This window comes from Mucilaginibacter sp. P2_A5 (genome assembly GCF_056404995.1).
In genome coordinates this window covers 88,403-108,069 of the sequence record NZ_JBFUCY010000017.1, presented here as the reverse complement: position 1 = coordinate 108,069, position 19,667 = coordinate 88,403, and the positions used below count along the sequence as shown (strand labels likewise).

The following is a 19,667-nucleotide window of genomic DNA, read 5'->3' as shown; positions in this document are numbered from 1 at the left end:
AAGCAGTGCTTTGACGATGAAAACACGGGCAATGTTATTAAATTTGACCGCAAATACACCTGATTGTTTGAGTCGGTTCATAGTGGCTTATTTACTTAGCTGCTCTGGGTTATGGCGCTATAACAATTGAACGAATGGATTGTAAGTCACTATTTATTTCATAAAAGCCGCATGGTCCGTTTTGTTATTTGTATTATTTTATTGCTGATCTCCCTGCTCACCATTTTCAAAGCCTTTGAATACACCATGTGGATGCTATCTGTTATAGCCACTGAGTTTTGCTGGGTATTTATGCTGCTTACTTTGGCAGCCTTGTTATCGGGCTTTTTATCACCCAGGTATCAGCTTGCCGGCACCATCGTGGGCGCTGTCGCATTAATTTTATTTACATCACCTATCATACGGGCCTGCCGTGTTGCCGGGAGCTTGAAACGGGATTTTACCGCGGTATTTGGCCCGGGCAGTACCATTGTCGACGGCGTTGATACCCAGCCGCCTTATAGCTTTTTTAATATGTTTAAGGCGAATAAAAAGAGGGCTTGTAAGCAAATTATTTACCACAAATACCCCGGTTTGGCCTTAACCATGGATTATTTTCCCTCGCAAAAAACAGGCAACAGGCCATGTGTGGTGGTAGTACACGGCGGGTCGTGGAACAAAGGTGATAACAAACAACTGCCCGAGCTGAACAGCTACCTGGCCGGCATTGGTTACAATGTGGCCGCAATAACCTATCGCTTGGCGCCAAAATACCAAACGCCTGCGCCGGTTGAGGACGTCCATGCCGCCATAGCTTACCTGCGCAAACATGCCGCAGAACTAAATATAGATACCAACAATTTTGTGTTGCTGGGCCGGTCGGCGGGGGCGCAGATAGCCTTGCTTGCTGCTTATACCCTGCACGAACCGGGCTTAAAGGCTGTAATTGATTATTACGGCCCGGCCGATATGGTTTGGGGATATTCTTTGCCGGCAAGCCTCCTTATTATGGATTCGCGAAAGGTAATGTGCGATTACATTGGCGGAACCTATGGGCAGGTACCACAAAAATTTGCGGCTTGCTCGCCGCTGGAGTTTGTGAGTAAGCAATCGGTACCTACCTTGATCATTCACGGAGGGAACGATGTACTGGTATCGCCCGACCATAGCAGGCGGCTGAATCTTAAGCTGGAACAAAACGGCATCAAACATTTCTATCTCAAATTACCCTGGGCCACCCATGGCTTCGATTTTAACCTGAACGGGCCCGGCGGTCAGCTGGCCACTTATACCGTTGAACGCTTTTTAAATACAGTCACAAAATAAGGTTAAGCGTTGATTGGGTGGACTAAGTGAGTGGTTGATTAAGTTTTCCAGGGGGAGTTAACGCCAGTTAATGAATAAATTAACTTAATCCAACCTAATTATCCACTCACCTTCGGCTCCCTAAACCGGCTAAAAAACACTATAGCCAGCAGGCAAAGCACAGCACCGCAAATGCCATTAAGGCGCAGGCCGTAATCATGCCCCGGATCTTTACCGTATACGGTTAAAAAGGCAAACAAAGCTATACCCAGCGTTTGGCCTAATTTTACAAACAGGTATTTCACAGCGAAGAAAAGCCCCTCGCGGTTTTCGCCGGTACGCAGGGCCTCGCTTTGGGCAATCTCGGCAAGGATGGCGTTGGGTAGTATGCCCAATGACGCCAGGGGGAATGATGCACTTAAGACCAGGATATAGATTTGTACTTTAGGCGGAAACGGGAATTTCCCCAGGAAAAATATCGCCACAAAAATTAAACTCAACAGGCTGAATGAAAATAGCACAATGGTTTTTTTACCTATTTTTTTAGATAGATAATTAACCGCTGGGTAAAACACCAGTGAAAATAACACCATCGATCCCATTAAAACTCCACCCATTGATTCGGGCAGGTTAAGCAGCACGGTTAAAAAGTATAACAGGCCGCTTGATATAATGCTGAGCGACATGTAGTACGAAAAATCGGATATGAGGTAATATTTAAAATTACGGTTTTCAAATGTTTTTTTGATAGCCGGGAATAGGGGCAAATGCGTAGGCTTGCTGCTGCAGTATTTTTTTTCGTCAATAGCTAAAACCGGGACCAGCATCATGAGCCCTGCAAAGCCACATAAACCCCAGATGGTATATTGCACTGCCGAATTGCGGTCGAATACATGAAAACTTTTCTGCACCAGGTCGGCCAAATTATTTACCAGGGCCGATATGATGATGCCGATAACAAAGCCTACCTGTTGAAATGAGGATAGTTTTACTTTTTCCGCAGCGGTATCGGCCATCTCTGGCAATAGCGCGTTATAAGGAATAGTATAGCTGGTAGCAGCCATAAAAAAGCAAACAAGGGTAAAAGTTATCCAGGCCGCATTTTTCATGCTTTCCATGCGTATTACGGGATGAAAGGTAAGCGCGCAAAACACAACCGCGGGCAAAATAGCCCATTTCATGAAAGGGATACGCCTGCCCGCCGGGTTTTCACTTTTATCGCTCAGCGAACCTATAAAGGGATCAAAAACGGCATCAACAAACCTGCCCGAAGCCACGATAATTGACATGATATTGAGCACTCCAAACACCAGTAATTGCGGTACCAGCGGAATTAAACCCGAGTTGGATGGCGGCAGGTAAAAATAGGGCAGCATTACGATAATGATATTGGTCATCGCACTCCAGCCTATCATCCCGCAGGCATATGCAAGTTGTTTTGAAAGTGGAAGTTTAGCTGCCGGCATGGCATGCAATATGCAAATATTAACTCAATGCCGCAAAGGTGAGAGGCGAAAGGTAAGGGTGAGAGGCAAAAGGTGAAAGGTTAAAGGCGAAAGGTAAAAGGGAGGAACGTTGCCTTGCTATAAAAGGGTCTGTCTTAATCTTTACCGGTTGAAATAAATGCAAAATTACTCCCTCTAAATCTTCGTATTCGGCCTTTCCCCTCTAACCTTCTGCCTTTAACCTTTTACCTTTCGCCTTTCCCCTTTTTACAGTCCCGAATAATAATCGTAGCCTTGCTCGGCCCAGTAATCGGGTGGGCGGTTATCGCTAAAAGCCATGGTGCCAATGCGTTTAAGGTTTTTAATGCCATATTTTACGGGGATAATAAGCCTTAACGGCGCGCCGTGTTTTGGCGGCAGCGGTTGTTCATTTACCTCGTAAGCCAGCAGGGTTTGCGGGTGCATGGCGCTTGGCATATCAATACCAACGTAGTATCCTTTATCGGGTGTTGCCAGGCCTACGTATTGAAATTTTGCCTGGTCGTCTAATTTAAAATGGCTTATAAAATCGCTGAATTTTACGCCACCCCAATGCGATATCTGGTCCCAGCCTTCCACGCATTTAAAATCATAAACAATATCTGTTTTTGGCAGGGCTTTAATATCATCAATGGAGATGCTTAACACCTCGCCCGAGTGTTTTTTTACCTGTAACCGCCAGGCGGCTACATCTATTTTTCCTTCGCTGCCAATATCTTCATTATGGCGTACATTTTTGGCGGCCATTTCTTTGGGATAGGTTTTAACCAGGTTGTTATTGCTAAACACCCGGCGAAAGGCAAGCTCGGTTTTATTTAACGCCCGGCGTAAAGGCGCCCGTGCGCCTGCGGTTACGGTCGCTGTTTCTTCGGGTGAATTATAAAGCCATTTCCACCCGCCGTAGGCAGCCCCGGCGGCTATAAAAAATGTACCGAACGATATAAAATTACGGCGGCTGATCTTTTGCTCAACCGTAAGCGTTTTTTTAGGGCCTTTATTTTTTTTATTGAACGGGTTTTTCATCTGCGGGAGTGGTTGGGGTTTCTATAATAGGTTCAGGATCTTTCACGGTGATAACTTCGAAGCCGGATATCACCGAGCGGAAATTATTCCAGCCGGCCAGCAATACCTGTACAATGTGGATCAGGAAGAAAAATACATAGCCAATGGTTAAAACAAAGTGAATAATGCGGGCAAAGTGATAACCACCGCAAAGCCAGGTTAAATAATAAAACTGCACCGGTTTGTAAATAGCCAGCCCGGTTATCAGCGAGCCAAAACCCATTACAATAATTGCGGTATAGGCAATGCGCTGCGCGGCATTATATTTGTTTTGAGGCGGCGCCATTTTGCGGATATGCAGGTCATGCAGTAACACGAGCCATGCTTCTTTAAACGACTTTTTTTGCGGCACCAGTTCGCGCCACTCGCCGGATATTATGGTATATAATACGTAAACCAGGCCGTTAAGTGCAAAAGCCCACATAAACAGGAAATGGAAGGCCATACCCTCAGATAGCCGGTGGGTTATATGAAATGCTTTGTAAAATCCCTGGGGAAAAAAGCTGAGAAAAGTATGCCCGAACAGGGTTATGCTATACACGTCATTGGCCCAGTAAATGAGCATCCCGCTCCATATCATAATCGTGAGGATGGGAAAATTTACCCAGTGCGTCCACCGCATGGCCAGCGGATGTTTTTCTTTTATTACTTTCATTAGTGTGGGTTTGGTTTTATAAAATGGGTTCAGGTTATTTACTCATGCCTGTTTCAAAGGCAGATTTTGCAGCAGCCAATATGGCGCCGTTGCCGGTGTTTTGTATAAAGCCTATAACTTCGTACCCCTGGGAGGTAAAGCCATCGGGTAAAGCAAGGGTTGCACTGCCACTGCCGCTGATATTTAAGGGCGTGCTTTGTACTTTACGCACTATTTGCACATGCGATAAAGTACGGCCGCCGTTTTCACCGCGCTGCACTTTGGTTTGCCCGGCCTTTTGCACCAAAGCCAGGAGCAGTGTAGTGTTGTTCCCTGCACCTTCAGCTTTGTATTGCAAAATAATGTGGCCGGGGGCGTTTTGTGCATTAAGGGTTAACCTGGCGGTGGGCGTCATGCGCAAACCGGCAGTGATGGCGTTGCGTAAGGTAGCTTCTTCTGATCCTACAAATTCTTTACTCCCATTAACTACTATTTGCGGGGTATAAACCGATTTCAGTTTTAGCCAGTTGGCGTAGTCGTTTTGCCGTTTGGAGTAACCGGGACTGCTGAAAGGGTCTTTCCAGCCCAGGCGGTTCCAGTAATCAACGTGGAACGCTAAAATATAGACCGGTTTATCGCTGTATTCCTTCTGCATGCGCGCCACCAGTTCATCGGCCGGCGGGCAGCTGGAGCAACCCTCGGAGGTGAATAATTCGATTACCGCAAAGCCATTGCCAGCAACGCCCCCTTTAACTTTTTTTGCAATATAGGGGGGACTTATAATAAATGCCGATGATGCCAAAACCGCTATTGCAAGACCAGCGGCGCAGGTCAACATTTTAAATGATCTCATAAATTTTAACTATTTGATATACGTTTTTATGGCTTAGTCGGCTTGCTTTGGATATCCTTACAAAAAGATATTTTTTATTTTGTATGTCCGGTATCTTGTATGCTGATGCCTAAGCCCAATATAATCAACAGGATACATGTAAATTTAAGCAATTATAAACCGGTTTCGCGCAAGCAAAAAAACAACGATTTATTGTAAGGATTTGAGTTTGTAAACGACTAATAGAATAAAGTTTTATGAATATACTTGTTTAATGGCTACCGAAAATCAACTTTTAAATCCCCGGTTATGGGTTGCAGTCCATGCCGATTACCTGTATGGTTATACGCTATCGCGATTAAATGATGAGGAACTGGCTAAAGACCTGGTACAGGAAACATTTTTGGCTGCCCTGCAAAGGGTGGATAAGTTTGAAGGTAAAAGCTCCGAACGTACGTGGCTAACGGCTATCCTGAAAAACAAAATCATCGATGTTTACCGGAAACAGTCGTCGGGTTTAAAAAATACCGATGTGAAACAGGCGGAAGCGGAACAGCAGGATTTTTTTGAAGAAGATAACGGCCACTGGAACCAGGCTTATCAGCCTAAACCTTTTGGTATTGATGATTATGATCCACTTACCGGTAAGGAGTTTAACAGCATTTTACAAAAGTGTATGCAAAAACTGCCTGCCCTTTGGATGGCCGTTTTTACCATGAAACACATTGACGACGCTGCTACAGATATTATTTGCAGCGAACTAAAAGTTACACAGGCCAATTTTTGGGTAATTATTCATAGGGCAAAGCTTAACCTGAGGGCTTGCCTGCAAAAAAATTGGGTTTAAATTTTGACAATATGAGTGCACTAAAACATATTATATACAATTGCAGGCAGGCTACGTTTTTAATTGAGAAAAGGCAATACAAAAAATTAAGTTTCCGTGAATTTATCGAACTGCGCATTCACCTGGCGGGTTGTTCGGTTTGTACGTTGTATAACAAACAAAGCCGTGTTATTAACCAGATGGTGCAACGGCTTTTTCATGATTCCCTTAAAAGCGAAGGTGTGCACCTTGACGAAGATTTTAAACAAGACCTGCAATATCGCATTGACCAGGAACTAAATAAAAATTGAAATACTTTGTAAGGTATAACCAAGCCGCCCGACTAAGGTTGAAATGTTAGTATAAAACCAACATGAAAACTAAAAATCAAAGTATGAAAACAATTATTTCAGGAGCACTGGCAGTTACCGTAGTTGCAGTTTGTTTAACCCTTAATGTGCAAGCTAAATCGTTAACGCCGGCTAATTTAAAAGCATCAACTACCGCCGTAAGCGATACCGGCAAAATGGCTGCTAACAAAATGAAGATGGCTAAAATGGAAAAGAAAAAAGTGGCCAAAATGGAAAAAAGCAAAATGAAAATGGATAAGATGAAGAAAGATAGCGCAGGTAAAATGTAACTTGTTTTTGTTTTTTTGATCGTTTTGGAGGGAGGTGATGCTCCCTCTTCTTTTTTAATCTTATTTCGTAATTCTTAATTAATCCGATAATGAAAAAATATATTCTAGTATTAATACTTGCCTTTGCCGGGTTACAACTTTCGGCTCAAACAGGACTTAAAAAAGGCGACGACGCGCCGGTTTTTAGTGCTACCGACAACGCCGGAAAGGCCGTTGATTTACAAACCCTGCTAAAAGCGCATAAATCTGTAGTGTTGTTTTTTTATCGTGGCGAGTGGTGTCCTTATTGCAATAAGCACATTGCCCAATTGCAGGATTCTTTACAACTGCTTAGTGCCAGGGGGGCCTATGTAGTTGCAGTAACCCCCGAAACCAAAGATGGGATTGACAAAACCATCCGGAAAACACACGCGTCATTTTCGATAGTGCAGGATAAGGGTAAGGGGTATTCTATTATGAAAAGTTACAAAGTTAATTATGTACTTGATGATGCTACAGTGGCAAAATACAAGGGCTTTGGCCTTGACTTGAACGCAAGCAATGGCAATGCCGACCATGTACTGCCGGTGCCGGCCACTTATGTAATTAATCAGTCAGGAAAAATTGCATTTGTACATTTTAATAAAGATTACGCCAAGCGACCTTCCGTTAGTGATATTATGCAGGCTTTGTAATAGCAACCTGTTGCATTGCCCAGCCATGATGAACGGCGCTAAAACGCGCCCAGACGTTGGTAACGCCTTTGCCATTTTTTTTACCTGCGGTAGAAACGGCAGAGAAGCGCGGGGTGGTTGATGCCGAGCAAAGCAAATGATACGGACGCTTCGCCGCCAATTTATTCAATTTTATTGCTGAGTTTTTACCAGGTGTAATCGGGGAGTCTTGTTAATATTTCGATGAGGCTCCCTATATTTACCAAGCCATGAAAAAACTACTAATAATTGCTTTACTATATAGCACGGCGGCTTTAGCCCGGGAAAAACTTAATTCAATACAAAAGTTCAGTTAATAACATTAATGTTCGGCCGGATTAACCATACCAACTATCATCAAATTTGTGATGAACTTGCTTTAGCCGATCCTGATTTGGCTGCTATCATCGAAGCCTATGGCTATCCCCCGCTTTGGTCGCGACCCAATACGTTCGAGACTCTGGTACATATTATCCTGGAGCAACAAGTTTCGCTGGCATCGGCGCTATCTGCATTAAACAAGATGCGCGAGCGGGTACAAGAAATTACTCCCGCAAGGGTGCTGTTACTTACGGATGAGGAGTTTAAAGCCTGTTATTTCAGCAGGCAAAAAACCAGCTATACTAAATACCTGGCTGAAGCCATTTTGAGCGGACAAATTAACCTCACAGAACTTGAACAATTACCAGACGATGTTATCCGCGCAAAACTCACCGCCCTGAAAGGCATTGGTAACTGGACAGCCGATGTGTACCTGATGTTTGTACTGCAGCATGCCGATATATTCCCCATTGGCGACCTGGCTGCTGTGAATGCTTTAAAGCGGGTAAAAAATTTATCAAAAGAGACGACAAGGGAAGAAGAGCTTGCCGCAGCAGAGCGGTGGGCGCCATATAAAACCGTAGCGAGCATGTTGTTATGGCATTATTATTTATCGGTGCCGAAAGGGAAATAAACGTATTGTACAAAACGATGATTTATTTAAAATAGCCCTCTTTGTCATCCTGAACGTAGTGAAGGATCTATTAACCGCCATGCATCACGCATGCAAAGTTCGCGAGTAGATGCTTCGTTCTTACCCATGACAAGTTAAAAAAGTGAAGTCATCCCGTCCGTTAGCTAACGGATCGGGATCCCACAGGACAGGTGGCCCGCATGAAGTACACTTAGCATGTGGGGTGCCGAAACAAGTTCGGCATGACATTGGGGATTAACCGATGTCATGCCCCTTCAGAATTTCGCGAAATTTTACAACTCAGCATGACAAAAGGGGGTATTTATAACATGTCACGAATAGATGCTTCGTTCCTCAGGATGACAATCTTTTATTTTTGCTTGCCATTCATTCTCACCTTTAGAATTTCACGAAATTTCACCACTCAACAAGATAAAGGGAGAAACCACGGGCCTAAAACTCCAACTCCAATAACACCGGGCAATGATCAGAGTGTTTGGCTTCGGGTAAAATGGCGGCCCGTTTGATGTTGGCTTCCAGCTCTGTACTGGCCATGGCATAATCGATACGCCAGCCTAAGTTTTTGCCTCGTGCGCCGGCCCTGAAACTCCACCAGGTATAGTTATGCGGTTCTTTATTCAAATGGCGGAAGGTATCTATAAAACCACCTTCGATGAACTTTTCCATCCATTCGCGCTCTTCGGGTAAAAAGCCGGATGAGTTGGCGTTTGATTTTGGGTTGTGAATATCAATTGGACGATGGCAAATGTTATAATCGCCGCAAACCACCAGGTTAGGGATTTCTGATTTTAAGAGCGTCAAATACCGGCCAAATTCATCCAGGAAACGGTATTTGAAAACCTGCCGCTCATCGCCGCTTGAGCCGGATGGAAAGTAAGCGCTCATTACCGATACCTCGTCAAAATCAACCCGGATACAACGCCCCTCGCGGTCAAAATCGGGGATGCCGCAGCCGTATTCAACATGCTTGGGCAATTGTTTGGTAAATATGGCGGTGCCGCTATAGCCTTTTTTTTCGGCCGGGAACCAGTAATGCTGGTAGCCCATCTGGTCAACCAGCCCCAGGTCGGTAAGTACATCGGGCGTGGCCTTAATTTCCTGCAGGCAAACTACATCGGCATCGGTAGCCTGCAGCCAGGCCAGCCAGTTTTTATTTATCGCAGACCGGATACCGTTAACGTTATAAGTGATTATTTTCATTTCGGATTTGGGATGTTCAATTTCGGATTTAAAATTAAGATTAGTAGAGCGTACAATTTTAGATTTTTTATTTTATCAATCGTCACATCTAATGATAATTCAAAAAAAAATTGAAATTGAACAGCCCAAATCCGAAATCAAGAGCCCTGGCTCAGCAACTTATCCAGTTGCTTACACTGTTTTTTACTTAGCACATCTACTTTCATCGGGATATCGGTAAGCGGGCGGTCCCTTTCATCTTTCTTTACAGCAGCAATATGATCAACCATATCAAAGCCCGTTACAACCTCGCCGTATATAGTGTAACTATGATCCAGTTGGGCGGCGCCGCCAACTGTTTTATAATATTCGCGCTGCCAGGCAGGTATTTTATAACCTTTTAGCCGTCCGTTTTCCAGCGAATCCATTTTGGCATCGGTAAGGCGTTTACCTTCCACAATATAAAACTGGCACCCGCTTGATGCTTTTTTAGGGTTATCATCACGGGCGGCGGCCAGTACCCCACGTTTGTGAAACAGGCTATCTCTGAATTCGGCCGGGATAGTGTAGCCAACATCGCCGTTACCCAGTTCGGCACCAGGTTTGGCTTTGGCCGGGTCTTTTGAATCCGGGTCGCCACCCTGGATCATAAAATTCTGTATCACCCGGTGAAACAATACACCGTTGTAAAAACCTTTTTTGGCCAGCTTTATAAAATTATCGCGGTGCAAAGGGGTCTCGTTATACAGCCTGATAATTACGCTTCCGTAGGTGGTGCTGATGCGCACGTATTGATTTTTGGGAGGCTTTGCAAAGGCAATGGCTGTGATGAATAAGAGTAACGTTAGGGAAATGCTTTTTTTCATATATCGTCCGAAATCAGAATTTTTCGAATTTAAGAATTAGCAGAATAAATAAGGACTGTGATTGAATAATTGCAACGTTTTAACTAACCAGTCTCCTAATCAACTCAATCAACCACTCACCGACTCATATCACCCCCAGCTCTTCAAAATAAGTGATGATTAATGATTTTATGAGCATTTCCTGCTCCAGCATAGTATAATTAGGAATAACTTTAACAAGTTTCCAATGCGGCCAGCCATCCTGGTCAAGGCCTTCCAACTCGTAAAAACCCATCATACTCATGAGTTTGCAGTTGGCTATGTGCATCAGCTCTTCTTTCTGACGTTTGCTGAATTTGCGCGGCCCCTGACCAAGTTCCTGAACGCCAATTAAAAACAATAGTACTTTTATGTCGGGTTTCTCGTTGTCAAAATCTTCGGCAATACGGTTTTGCAACGCACTCCACTTTAAATTAATTTCTGCCGGTTTCATGGTGGCAAAGGTACGTTCATTAGTTCACTGGTTCATTAGTTCATTGGTCTTTTCTCTTTGATGTTCATTAGTTCACTGTTTCATTAGTTTGATGGCGGAGCAGTTCATTGTCTTCTTGCTTAGCTTAAAGGCTTGTTTTGGAGTTGTTTTATAAGAATGTGGTAATCTAACCCACCATCCACCAATGAACCAGTGAACCAATGAACTAACGATATTGTTACAATGTTGCATTAAATTGCCCGTTTAAATGTTTACTTTTGCTTTATCCCGTAAAAAGGTGTTGACGTGAAGAAAAACAAGGTAAATATTATTTACTCATGGCTGTTATTGATCTGCTTTATTGCAGGGCAGTATATGGTCTATACACACCAGCATCATTCCTTAAAGGGTATCTTAAAAACAGTTTCTGTAAAAAGTCCCCATTCCCCACAAACGATTAAAGAAAAATGCGATATGTGCGATGCCATGCATCACAATTTCGTGTTAGTTGATAATGCTTTATATTCAACTTATCAGCCGGTCGTGATGCATCTTTTTAAAGCTTGCAATTATGATTTTATAAGCTATTCGCTTGTATTGGCTGCCGGCCGCGCCCCGCCAGCGCTTTCGTAACAATTCCATCTTTTTATCATTTTTTACGAAGAAAGCCGTTTCATAAGCGGTATTTATTGATTTACAACCCTCTTGTTATGAAATTAAAGCTCATTAGCTTCTTTATATTATTGTTTATAAGTTTAACTGTAAAGGCAAACGCAACACCACTTATTCTTAACAATTCATCCGGAGACGTTATCGGAACGCTATCAGGCACCATTGCCGATAAAGCCACCGGCCAACCCATTATTGGCGCTACTATTAATATTCCCGATTTACGCAAATCCGCGGTTACCGATGTGAATGGCAAATACAGTTTTAGCAATATTCCAAAAGGTGTTTACCTGGTACAGGTTAACTACCTGGGCTACTCTACCGTCAACCAACGGGTAGATTTTTCGAAGACCAGCGTATATGATGTAAAAATGCAAATCTCGTCGGTTGAAACAGGCGAAGTTGTTATTACCGGTGTTAGCAAAGCCACAGAAATAAAACGCAGCCCTGTGCCTATGCTTGCCGTTGGTAAAGCTTATTTAGAGCAGCGTGCGGCATCGGGCAACATTATTGACCAGATAGCCACACTCCCAGGTGTAAGTGCGGTTACAACAGGGCCAAATGTATCTAAGCCCTTTATTCACGGCCTGGGTTATAACCGGGTAATTACGCTGATGGACGGCATACGCCAGGAAGGCCAGCAATGGGGCGATGAGCACGGCATTGAGGTTGACCAAAACTCGGTCGACCGGGTAGAAGTAATTAAGGGACCAGCCAGTTTAACGTACGGGTCTGACGCTATTGGCGGTGTGGTGAATTTAATATCACCGCCTCCGGTTCCCGAAGGCACAATAGCCGGGGCCGTGCAAGGAATTTATGGCACCAACCAGGGCTTGCTTAATGGATCATTTCGCTTACAAGGCAATCAAAACGGCTTCGTATGGGGAACGGTATTATCTGCCAAAGAAGCCAAAAATTACCAAAACCAGCACGATGGCCGGGTTTATGGCACCAACTATAAAGAAAAGGACGCCCGCGTTATGGTAGGCTTGAATAAATCATGGGGAACATCGTACCTGCATGCATCGTTATTTGATGATGAGCAATCAATCCCCGATGGCAGCCGTGATTCGCTTACCCGCCGGTTTACCCGCCAGATAACCGAGGATGATGCCTTTAGGCCTATAGTGCCCGAATCGATGCTGAACACCTATAAAATCCCTACCTTACACCAGCATGTGCAGCTTTATCGCATTTACAACAACAGCAACTTCAGGCTGGGCGATGGGAACCTGATTGTAAACCTGGGCTATCAATACAGCCACAGGCGCGAATATACCCACCCCGAGGCTGGTGATGTTGCAGGGCTTAACCTGCATCTAACTACTTATACCTACGATGTTAAATACAACTTCAATTTAGGTAACGATTATGAAACTACCTTCGGCGTCAACGGGCAATACCAAAACAATACCATTGGCGACGCTACCGATTTTCCTATCCCGGCTTATCACCAGTTTGATATAGGCCCTTTCTTTGTAGTAAAGAAAAGCTATGGCAAGCTCGATTTATCGGTTGGTGCAAGGTATGATAATCGTTCATTTAACAGCAGCGCGGCCTATGTAGATACATTAGGCTCAAACGGATTCCCGCAGTTGTATACCGGTGCAAACCCTACATCCGCGCCAAATGTAACTACGCAGTTTGATGCTTTCAGTAAAACTTTCAGAGGCTTTTCGGGCAGCTTCGGCGCTACCTATAATGTATCCGATGCGTTTTTGGTAAAGGCTAATCTTGCCCGGGGCTTCAGGGCACCAAGCATTGCAGAAATATCGGCTAACGGACCTGACCCGGGATCCCAGATCTACCACATCGGCGATAAAAACTTCAAACCGGAGTTTAGCCTGCAGGAGGATATCGGCGCGTTTTTGACCTTGCCAAACGTATCTGCCAGTGTCGAATTATTTAATAACGATATCTCCAACTACATATATCAGCAGCAGATTTTAAATCCTGATGGCAGCCCGGTTTATACCCAGGGTTATACTACCTTCACCTATGTGCAAAGTAAAGCCCGCATTTATGGCGGCGAGGTAAATGTTGATTTGCACCCTATTCCGTGGCTCCATTTTGAAAATGCCCTTAGCTTAACTTATGGAGAAAACAAAGGCAACGGCGGACCGGTTGCAGACAGCCTGAAATACCTGCCATTTATCCCGCCACTGCATACCCATTCTGAACTGCGCGGTACATTCAACGGCAGCCTAGGCAATTTTAAAAGCCTGTATGTATTTGTTGGCTTTGATCATTACAGTGCCCAGGACCGTTTCTTCGCTGCTTATGGCACCGAAACGTATACACCAGGCTATAACTTGCTAAGCGCGGGTTTTGGCGGTAATATTGTAAATAAAGCAGGCCAGCCGGTAATTAAATTATTTATTGAGGGCACCAACCTGGCCAATGTTAATTACCAATCAAACATGAGCCGGCTAAAGTATTTTGATAACCCTACAGTACCGGAAGGCATTCGTCCGGGTATTTTCAATATGGGGCGCAACATCAGCTTTAAAGTGATTGTTCCTTTTGGTTTTAATACGGGTAAGAAATCGTAAAATCGTTTTATAACGATAGATGGTATTTGCAAAACAAAGGCGGACTATACGGGTAAATCCCAATCCTATTAAGTTAAGAAAAACAGAAGTGAAAAATAATATCGAGCACTGAATTTCGAATATCGAACGCCGAAGTTTTTCCTCATTATTCGGAATTGGATATTCGGTGTTCGATATTAAATCGACCTTAATTCTTTAAATTAGACATTGGGGTAAATTCCGGGTAGTCCGCCTTTGTTGTTTTACTTATCGCAAATAGTACAGCAGGATAATTAATCCTGGGTAACAGGTTGATGATGTTCATGGCAGGCTTCGGCACAAACCAGGCAGGTTTCGGCACATTGCTGGCTATAATCATTGTCATGCTTGCCACATTCGTCGGCGCAAAGGCGGCAAATCTCTTCGCACAGTACCAAATACTGATGAGCTATTACCGAATCTCGCTGTAACAGGCGTGCTGCCTGGGCGCAAATATCGGCACAGTCGCGGTCGAGCCGGATACAGTCTGCCATCATTTGTACATCTTCTTCACCTAAACATGCTGTCGCACAGTTTTCGCAGGCGGCTACGCAATTCAACAACTTTTGAATGATTGCGCTGTGATCATGATTTTCCATATCGGTATTGTTAGTGTGTTCAATAACAATGCCTGTAGGATAATAAAGTTTTTGGCAATTTAAATTACCGGTAAAGGTACTGGAAGCCCGGTGAACCGGCCCTAAAACAATACAGGCTGCCCCGTTACCGAAGCAGCCTGTATTTATAGCATTTTTAATTTTTATTATTGTTGATCTGGCTCGTCAGACGGGGTACCAACTATTTTGTAAATGGTATCACCATTATTGTCTTTGCTTTCCTGGTAGTAATAACCGTCAGGAGAAACAAATAATTTTTCGCCGTTGATCTTGATCTTGCGGCAGTCATCTGGCAACTGGGTTACAATATCGCCAATTTGCGGGCCTTGTTGTAAATCGCCGTTACCACCATTATCGGTATTCAATTCGCCATCTTTACCGGCAATAACATATACCTGGGTGCCATCGTCTTTTGTATAGGGCTGATAGTATACACCGTTTGATTCATAATATTGCTCGCCGTTAATCATAATCGATTTTGCATCTGATGGTAAGTTTTTAACTTCGGCACCAACAGGTGGCTCAACCACAGTATACTGATCATTATATTGACGGTAGTATAAACCATCGCTATAAAAGTATTGGTAATCGCCATACCAGAAAGGATAATATCCGTAAGGCAGGTAGCCTATGCTAAAGCCAATGCGCGGATAATAATATGAGTTATAGTAATTGTGGTACGGATAATAAACATGGCTTCCAAAATAACCGCCACGGCCACCGTAACGATAAGCGCTACCGGTATAAACCCTTCGCCCATAGCCGTTTGAGCCATTGTAATAATTACCACGGCCGCCGTTATAAGCGCGCCTGTCAAGACTGTTATAGCTACGGGTGCCGCTGTATACACGCTGACCGGCGCCATTTGCGCTGCTACGCTGAGGTGCAACTGCCACATTGTTATTGGCCCGGTTGCCGTAGCCATAGCTACCACGCTGCGGTGCAATGGCCTGGCTACCACGGTTAACGCTTCCGTTACCACTAAAACCACGTGAAGGAGGGGCTACAGAAACACCTTGATTGCCACCACCATTAAATGAAGGGCGTGCAACACCAATGCTGCTGCCTCCCGATGGACGGGATACGCTAACACTGCCGCCACCGCCGCCGCCGGATGGGCGAGAGCCGCCACCACCACCGCCGCCGCCAGATCTTTGGCCGCCGCCACCTCCACCACCTCGCTGTGCGTTTGCGGTAAATGCTAAAGACAAGCTTAATAAGCCGGCAAAAGCAAATGAAAATAAATTTTTATATGTCCTTTTCATGATTGAAAGATTTTTAACTATCCGGCAGATACCCCCCTGCCTTGTACTTGTATAAATATATAGACTAAAAAATGTTTAAACGGTTTAATCAGTGCGTAATAATAATGCAAAAAACGCACCAACATAAAAACAACGTACATAACAACCTCAAAATTGCCTTTTCATTGCTTTTCGCCTACTAATTTAAAGGCTCGGCAATTAGTAAAAAAGGCTCCTCAAATTGCAGGTTAAAAAAGCCATCGGTTATAGTTTGATATTTGCTTTCGCCTTTATCCAGCAAACCGCTGTACTTTAATGTTTTTGTTTGCGACAATAGTTCAATTTGCTCGCCCACCGGCTTCCACTTACTGAAACCCGATGTTACCGGGTAAATTTTTTGCCGGGCGGTAAAAATAACCAGGTTAATTTTATCGGCATAAGGCAAAAAAACGTTCAGTTCCAGTTCATCTACTATTACGTTTACCGCAGGATAGCCATTAGCCGTAAGGAACTTTAAGGCCGCTACCACCATACGCTCATTTTCTGTTGGGATCAGCTTCACATCCGATTGAGCGAAGCTTTCGGCATCATCAGTAACTATCCAATCTATTTTAATACCAAAACTATCCAGTTTTTCCGCGGTATCTGGCGTTGTTATTACCGTTGGGCTCCACTCCAGCAATTGCCCCAGCAGTTCTTGCTCAAAATTATCTATTCCCAGTACCAGTAATGCAGGCTCCTGTTTCTCGCGAACAATATGATGCGACGACATTTGATAAAGTTAAGGCGAATAAATGAATATTGGATGAAAAGAAAGCGGCCTGAAATGTTAAATTATCAGATTTAACATTTCAGGCCGCGCAAAAGGGTTATTTCCCCAAGCCATCCGGCTCAAAATCCAGCGAGATAGAGTTCATACAAAACCGCTTAAATGTTGGCGGCGGGCCATCGTCAAAAATATGACCAAGGTGCGAATCGCAGCGGGAGCAGATTACTTCGGTACGCTGCATACCCACGGAGTTATCTTCTTTATAAACTACGCTGTTTTTATGCACCGCCTGGTAAAAGCTGGGCCAGCCGCAATTGCTGGCAAACTTGGCATCCGAGCGGAACAGTTCGTTACCGCAAACGGCACAGTAATATGTTCCTTTAGCATTTTTGTCCCAGTACTGGCCGGTAAAAGGCCGCTCGGTGGCTTGCTCGCGGGCGGTGGCATATAAAGCCGGCGGCAGGATCTTTTTCCACTCCGCATCGCTTACTGTTAAATGCCTGGTATCGGTATTGGAGTAGTAGGGGTTATTCTCGTGCCCTTTGTTTGATTTAAGGTGTTGTGCGTTTGCTCCACACGCCAATCCTGTTAAAATTGCAAATGCTATTATCGCTGATCTCATTTCTTCAGTTTTCCTTTAAATACGCTTCTGAATTTTTCCAGCTCGGGCTGTATCACATATTTACAGTAAGGTTGTTCGCCATTCTGGTTAAAATAGTTCTGGTGATAATTTTCTGCCTTGTAAAAAACGGTATATGGATTTACCTGGGTAACTATTTTGTTGGGATAAACCTTTTCGGCATTCAGCTTATTGATATAATACTCCGCCTTTTGTTTTTGCGCAGCGTTATGATAAAATATAGCCGATCGGTATTGCGTACCCACATCATTGCCCTGGCGGTTTAGCTGGGTAGGGTCGTGTGCCACAAAAAACGCGGCTAATAATTCGTCATAAGTAACCTTAGCCGGATCGTAAATGATATTGCAGGTTTCTGCATGGCCGGTAGTACCGGTGCAAACCAGCTCATAACTTGGATTGGCCACGTGGCCGCCTGCAAAACCCGATACCACTTTTACAACACCTGCTATTTGTTGAAACTTGGCCTCGGTACACCAGAAACATCCGGTGGCAAAAGTCGCGGTATCAATTTTAGGGGAGTTTGAATTGTTGGGGTTGATGACAGGCCTGGCAAACACTGATGCCCCGGTAATGATGAATAGCAGTATTTGAAATGTTATTTTTTTCATGTTTTAGATTGATATATGATACTTAATAGCATCCTGTAATTACTAACGTAAAAAACCGCAAGCAGGTAAGCCCGCTTAGGCTATTTGCTGTGATTCCTACAGATTTTTACTCAAAGGTGATATTTTGTTGGTAAAGCAGGTGTTAGGTATAAACAAATTTACAACGAAACCCTATCGGGACAATAAAGAAAAGCGCCGGATAAAATTGACTGGTGGACAAGTGGAAGGACAACGTGTTAAATTTGGGCATTATAAGCCTGGTTTCAGGTAAGCTTATTTTTCATGCTTTCAAGGTTTCTGGCTACCCGTGTTGGTTTATTGCAATTTCTGCAATTCGTCATCTAAATATCGAAAACCTGGTCTCGCTAAAACATCCTGCACCATACATGCATCCCTGATAATGCCCAGTTTTGTCAAAGTATCGTTACTTTGTTCATTACTTAAACTAAGCAAATCGTCCAGCAAACAACCAAAAGCCCTTACCTCAAGCCGTTCGAGCGCGCGGGCCAAATCACCGTCATTTTTATCGTAAAAGCAAGCAGCGCCAAAGTCGCCAAACAAGGTATTCGCCTCATCATCTATGAGGGTATTATGGGCATACATGTCGCTGTGCATAATACCCCGGTCATGTAACTGAACTGCAACGGAAGCTATTGTGCCGGCAATTTTTACTATTTGCCAAACTCCAAGCGTCAGGGTATCCCTGAATACATCCCGGGTGCAGCTTTGTAAACTGGGCGGCAGGCCCAGGTTGTAAAAAGAGGGTGGAATTAATCCCATTACCAGGCCTTTTTTATCTTCGGGGTGCCCTTTTATTTGTCCAACCAGCCGCACCAATCCGGGATGTACATCGGCGGCAATACAAGTATTCATTTCATCTTCCGGTGAGCCATCGCTGGTAACTGCCCCTTTAAAGATTTTTATGGCTACTTCTTGCCTTGCTGTCGCATTGCGCCACGAGGCTTTGGATATAATACCAGATGCACCTTCGCCAAGGTGCCCGTTCAATTCCAGTTCATCCCAATGGATAAGGTCAAGTGGCTGTACAACGGGGATAGTGCAAAAAGGGTTTCCGGAAAATGCCAGCCATGAAAGCCGTGGCATTTGTAAAAGCCATTGAGGCAATTCGCTTAGTCTATTGGCAGAAATTCGCAGCAGCTCCAGGTTGCTGCAATTGCTAAGCTCCTGCGGCAACGTAGTCAGTTGGTTACCGGCAAGCATTAGTTTTTGCATCCTTTTGCAGTTACCAATTTCGGCAGGCAACTCTGCAATGTTGTTATTGGTAAGTATTAGCCAGCGCAGGTTGGGGTTAAGCGATTTTGCAGGAACCGTATTTATATTATTTGCTTTAAAACCGGCAATATCCAGCAGCGGGCAGTCGGCCAATAGTTCGGGTAGAACCGTGAATAGGTTTTCCGAACAAAAAAACACCTTCAGCTTTTTTAGCCTGCCAAAATCAGGAGGCAATGCACTAATGTTATTGTAGGAAAGATCGAGCTTTTCAAGGGTGTCCGCCAGCTCAAATATTTCTTCCGGAAAATGCGAGAGTCCCTCAGAAAGCGTAAGCGAAGTTGCACCTTTTAGTTCGCCGTTTTGTAATTGTAATAAAGTTTGCATGGGGGTT

General features: G+C 44.2%; 21 protein-coding genes. 7 read left to right on the top strand and 14 right to left on the bottom strand.

Going from position 1 to position 19,667, the window contains the following annotated elements; genetic code table 11:
- The first annotated feature begins 171 nt into the window (after positions 1 to 171).
- Positions 172 to 1,305 carry an alpha/beta hydrolase fold domain-containing protein gene (locus AC1DXF_RS16480; RefSeq protein ID WP_477449819.1) on the top strand — a complete coding sequence of 378 codons (1,134 nt, stop codon included), beginning with the start codon at positions 172 to 174 and terminating at the stop codon, positions 1,303 to 1,305.
- 98 nt (positions 1,306 to 1,403) lie between these two features.
- On the opposite strand, the gene AC1DXF_RS16475 is transcribed toward AC1DXF_RS16480, so the two are convergent.
- The 4 genes from AC1DXF_RS16475 to AC1DXF_RS16460 all read right to left on the bottom strand — a co-directional run bounded on the left by AC1DXF_RS16475 (position 1,404) and on the right by AC1DXF_RS16460 (position 5,317).
- Positions 1,404 to 2,750, bottom strand: a complete 1,347-nt coding sequence (locus tag AC1DXF_RS16475; protein ID WP_477449818.1) for an MFS transporter — start codon at positions 2,748 to 2,750, stop codon at positions 1,404 to 1,406.
- Between the two features lie 246 nt (positions 2,751 to 2,996).
- Positions 2,997 to 3,791, bottom strand: a complete 795-nt coding sequence (locus tag AC1DXF_RS16470; RefSeq protein ID WP_477449817.1) for a molybdopterin-dependent oxidoreductase — start codon at positions 3,789 to 3,791, stop codon at positions 2,997 to 2,999.
- Entirely contained in the window at positions 3,772 to 4,485 is a 714-nt protein-coding gene (locus AC1DXF_RS16465) for a cytochrome b/b6 domain-containing protein (RefSeq protein WP_477449816.1), read from the bottom strand. The genes AC1DXF_RS16470 and AC1DXF_RS16465 overlap by 20 nt, the downstream gene beginning before the upstream one ends.
- Positions 4,486 to 4,519: 34 nt before the next feature.
- Positions 4,520 to 5,317, bottom strand: a complete 798-nt coding sequence (locus AC1DXF_RS16460) for a DUF1223 domain-containing protein (protein ID WP_477449815.1) — start codon at positions 5,315 to 5,317, stop codon at positions 4,520 to 4,522.
- A gap of 253 nt (positions 5,318 to 5,570) precedes the next feature.
- Here AC1DXF_RS16460 and AC1DXF_RS16455 point away from each other — a divergent pair, with 253 nt between their 5' ends.
- The 4 genes from AC1DXF_RS16455 to AC1DXF_RS16440 all read left to right on the top strand — a co-directional run bounded on the left by AC1DXF_RS16455 (position 5,571) and on the right by AC1DXF_RS16440 (position 7,436).
- The gene (locus tag AC1DXF_RS16455; RefSeq protein ID WP_477449814.1) at positions 5,571 to 6,143 is read left to right on the top strand and encodes a sigma-70 family RNA polymerase sigma factor; all 573 of its coding nucleotides are present in this window, start codon (positions 5,571 to 5,573) and stop codon (positions 6,141 to 6,143) included.
- A gap of 11 nt (positions 6,144 to 6,154) precedes the next feature.
- Entirely contained in the window at positions 6,155 to 6,433 is a 279-nt protein-coding gene (locus tag AC1DXF_RS16450; protein WP_477449813.1) for a hypothetical protein, read from the top strand.
- 83 nt (positions 6,434 to 6,516) lie between these two features.
- Entirely contained in the window at positions 6,517 to 6,762 is a 246-nt protein-coding gene (locus AC1DXF_RS16445) for a hypothetical protein (RefSeq protein ID WP_477449812.1), read from the top strand.
- Positions 6,763 to 6,851: 89 nt separating this feature from the next.
- Positions 6,852 to 7,436: a peroxiredoxin-like family protein gene (locus AC1DXF_RS16440; protein ID WP_477449811.1), complete on the top strand. Its 585-nt coding sequence runs from the start codon at positions 6,852 to 6,854 to the stop codon at positions 7,434 to 7,436.
- Here the strand turns inward: AC1DXF_RS16440 and AC1DXF_RS16435 are convergent.
- Positions 7,420 to 7,596 carry a hypothetical protein gene (locus AC1DXF_RS16435; protein WP_477449810.1) on the bottom strand — a complete coding sequence of 59 codons (177 nt, stop codon included), beginning with the start codon at positions 7,594 to 7,596 and terminating at the stop codon, positions 7,420 to 7,422. The two genes, AC1DXF_RS16440 and AC1DXF_RS16435, sit on opposite strands and share 17 nt — an antisense overlap.
- 183 nt (positions 7,597 to 7,779) lie before the next feature.
- On the opposite strand from AC1DXF_RS16435, the gene AC1DXF_RS16430 reads away from it, so the two are divergent.
- Positions 7,780 to 8,409: a DNA-3-methyladenine glycosylase family protein gene (locus tag AC1DXF_RS16430; protein ID WP_477449809.1), complete on the top strand. Its 630-nt coding sequence runs from the start codon at positions 7,780 to 7,782 to the stop codon at positions 8,407 to 8,409.
- A gap of 453 nt (positions 8,410 to 8,862) precedes the next feature.
- Here AC1DXF_RS16430 and AC1DXF_RS16425 read toward each other — a convergent pair whose 3' ends face one another.
- The 3 genes from AC1DXF_RS16425 to AC1DXF_RS16415 form a co-directional block, all read right to left on the bottom strand.
- Positions 8,863 to 9,630: an exodeoxyribonuclease III gene (locus AC1DXF_RS16425; RefSeq protein ID WP_477449808.1), complete on the bottom strand. Its 768-nt coding sequence runs from the start codon at positions 9,628 to 9,630 to the stop codon at positions 8,863 to 8,865.
- 137 nt (positions 9,631 to 9,767) lie between these two features.
- The gene (locus AC1DXF_RS16420; protein WP_477449807.1) at positions 9,768 to 10,475 is read right to left on the bottom strand and encodes a peptidylprolyl isomerase; all 708 of its coding nucleotides are present in this window, start codon (positions 10,473 to 10,475) and stop codon (positions 9,768 to 9,770) included.
- A gap of 124 nt (positions 10,476 to 10,599) precedes the next feature.
- Complete coding sequence (locus AC1DXF_RS16415) at positions 10,600 to 10,947, bottom strand: hypothetical protein (RefSeq protein ID WP_477449806.1); 348 nt, start codon at positions 10,945 to 10,947, stop codon at positions 10,600 to 10,602.
- Between the two features lie 689 nt (positions 10,948 to 11,636).
- On the opposite strand from AC1DXF_RS16415, the gene AC1DXF_RS16410 reads away from it, so the two are divergent.
- On the top strand, positions 11,637 to 14,147 hold the full coding sequence (locus AC1DXF_RS16410) for a TonB-dependent receptor (protein WP_477449805.1): 2,511 nt from the start codon (positions 11,637 to 11,639) through the stop codon (positions 14,145 to 14,147).
- A gap of 272 nt (positions 14,148 to 14,419) precedes the next feature.
- On the opposite strand, the gene AC1DXF_RS16405 is transcribed toward AC1DXF_RS16410, so the two are convergent.
- From AC1DXF_RS16405 to AC1DXF_RS16380, 6 genes are all read right to left on the bottom strand, one after another.
- Positions 14,420 to 14,764, bottom strand: coding sequence for a four-helix bundle copper-binding protein (locus AC1DXF_RS16405; RefSeq protein ID WP_477449804.1), 345 nt, complete (start codon positions 14,762 to 14,764; stop codon positions 14,420 to 14,422).
- Between the two features lie 164 nt (positions 14,765 to 14,928).
- Positions 14,929 to 16,047 carry a DUF6515 family protein gene (locus AC1DXF_RS16400; RefSeq protein ID WP_477449803.1) on the bottom strand — a complete coding sequence of 373 codons (1,119 nt, stop codon included), beginning with the start codon at positions 16,045 to 16,047 and terminating at the stop codon, positions 14,929 to 14,931.
- A gap of 178 nt (positions 16,048 to 16,225) precedes the next feature.
- Entirely contained in the window at positions 16,226 to 16,798 is a 573-nt protein-coding gene (locus AC1DXF_RS16395) for a thiamine diphosphokinase (protein ID WP_477449802.1), read from the bottom strand.
- Between the two features lie 97 nt (positions 16,799 to 16,895).
- Positions 16,896 to 17,417 carry a peptide-methionine (R)-S-oxide reductase MsrB gene (gene msrB / locus AC1DXF_RS16390; protein WP_477449801.1) on the bottom strand — a complete coding sequence of 174 codons (522 nt, stop codon included), beginning with the start codon at positions 17,415 to 17,417 and terminating at the stop codon, positions 16,896 to 16,898.
- Entirely contained in the window at positions 17,414 to 18,043 is a 630-nt protein-coding gene (gene msrA, locus AC1DXF_RS16385) for a peptide-methionine (S)-S-oxide reductase MsrA (protein WP_477449800.1), read from the bottom strand. The genes msrB and msrA overlap by 4 nt, the downstream gene beginning before the upstream one ends.
- Positions 18,044 to 18,358: 315 nt before the next feature.
- On the bottom strand, positions 18,359 to 19,660 hold the full coding sequence (locus AC1DXF_RS16380; RefSeq protein WP_477449799.1) for a leucine-rich repeat-containing protein kinase family protein: 1,302 nt from the start codon (positions 19,658 to 19,660) through the stop codon (positions 18,359 to 18,361).
- Positions 19,661 to 19,667 lie beyond the last annotated feature (7 nt).

Coding starts and splice junctions, on each gene's coding strand:
- AC1DXF_RS16460 (WP_477449815.1), bottom strand. CDS start 5,317: ATGAGATCATTTAAAATGTTGACCTGCGCCGCTGGTCTTGCAATAGCG.
- AC1DXF_RS16420 (WP_477449807.1), bottom strand. CDS start 10,475: ATGAAAAAAAGCATTTCCCTAACGTTACTCTTATTCATCACAGCCATT.
- AC1DXF_RS16450 (WP_477449813.1), top strand. CDS start 6,155: ATGAGTGCACTAAAACATATTATATACAATTGCAGGCAGGCTACGTTT.
- AC1DXF_RS16430 (WP_477449809.1), top strand. CDS start 7,780: ATGTTCGGCCGGATTAACCATACCAACTATCATCAAATTTGTGATGAA.
- msrB (WP_477449801.1), bottom strand. CDS start 17,417: ATGAGATCAGCGATAATAGCATTTGCAATTTTAACAGGATTGGCGTGT.
- AC1DXF_RS16455 (WP_477449814.1), top strand. CDS start 5,571: ATGGCTACCGAAAATCAACTTTTAAATCCCCGGTTATGGGTTGCAGTC.
- AC1DXF_RS16410 (WP_477449805.1), top strand. CDS start 11,637: ATGAAATTAAAGCTCATTAGCTTCTTTATATTATTGTTTATAAGTTTA.
- AC1DXF_RS16405 (WP_477449804.1), bottom strand. CDS start 14,764: ATGGAAAATCATGATCACAGCGCAATCATTCAAAAGTTGTTGAATTGC.
- AC1DXF_RS16440 (WP_477449811.1), top strand. CDS start 6,852: ATGAAAAAATATATTCTAGTATTAATACTTGCCTTTGCCGGGTTACAA.
- AC1DXF_RS16445 (WP_477449812.1), top strand. CDS start 6,517: ATGAAAACAATTATTTCAGGAGCACTGGCAGTTACCGTAGTTGCAGTT.
- msrA (WP_477449800.1), bottom strand. CDS start 18,043: ATGAAAAAAATAACATTTCAAATACTGCTATTCATCATTACCGGGGCA.
- AC1DXF_RS16425 (WP_477449808.1), bottom strand. CDS start 9,630: ATGAAAATAATCACTTATAACGTTAACGGTATCCGGTCTGCGATAAAT.
- AC1DXF_RS16400 (WP_477449803.1), bottom strand. CDS start 16,047: ATGAAAAGGACATATAAAAATTTATTTTCATTTGCTTTTGCCGGCTTA.
- AC1DXF_RS16415 (WP_477449806.1), bottom strand. CDS start 10,947: ATGAAACCGGCAGAAATTAATTTAAAGTGGAGTGCGTTGCAAAACCGT.
- AC1DXF_RS16475 (WP_477449818.1), bottom strand. CDS start 2,750: ATGCCGGCAGCTAAACTTCCACTTTCAAAACAACTTGCATATGCCTGC.
- AC1DXF_RS16465 (WP_477449816.1), bottom strand. CDS start 4,485: ATGAAAGTAATAAAAGAAAAACATCCGCTGGCCATGCGGTGGACGCAC.
- AC1DXF_RS16480 (WP_477449819.1), top strand. CDS start 172: ATGGTCCGTTTTGTTATTTGTATTATTTTATTGCTGATCTCCCTGCTC.
- AC1DXF_RS16395 (WP_477449802.1), bottom strand. CDS start 16,798: ATGTCGTCGCATCATATTGTTCGCGAGAAACAGGAGCCTGCATTACTG.
- AC1DXF_RS16470 (WP_477449817.1), bottom strand. CDS start 3,791: ATGAAAAACCCGTTCAATAAAAAAAATAAAGGCCCTAAAAAAACGCTT.
- AC1DXF_RS16380 (WP_477449799.1), bottom strand. CDS start 19,660: ATGCAAACTTTATTACAATTACAAAACGGCGAACTAAAAGGTGCAACT.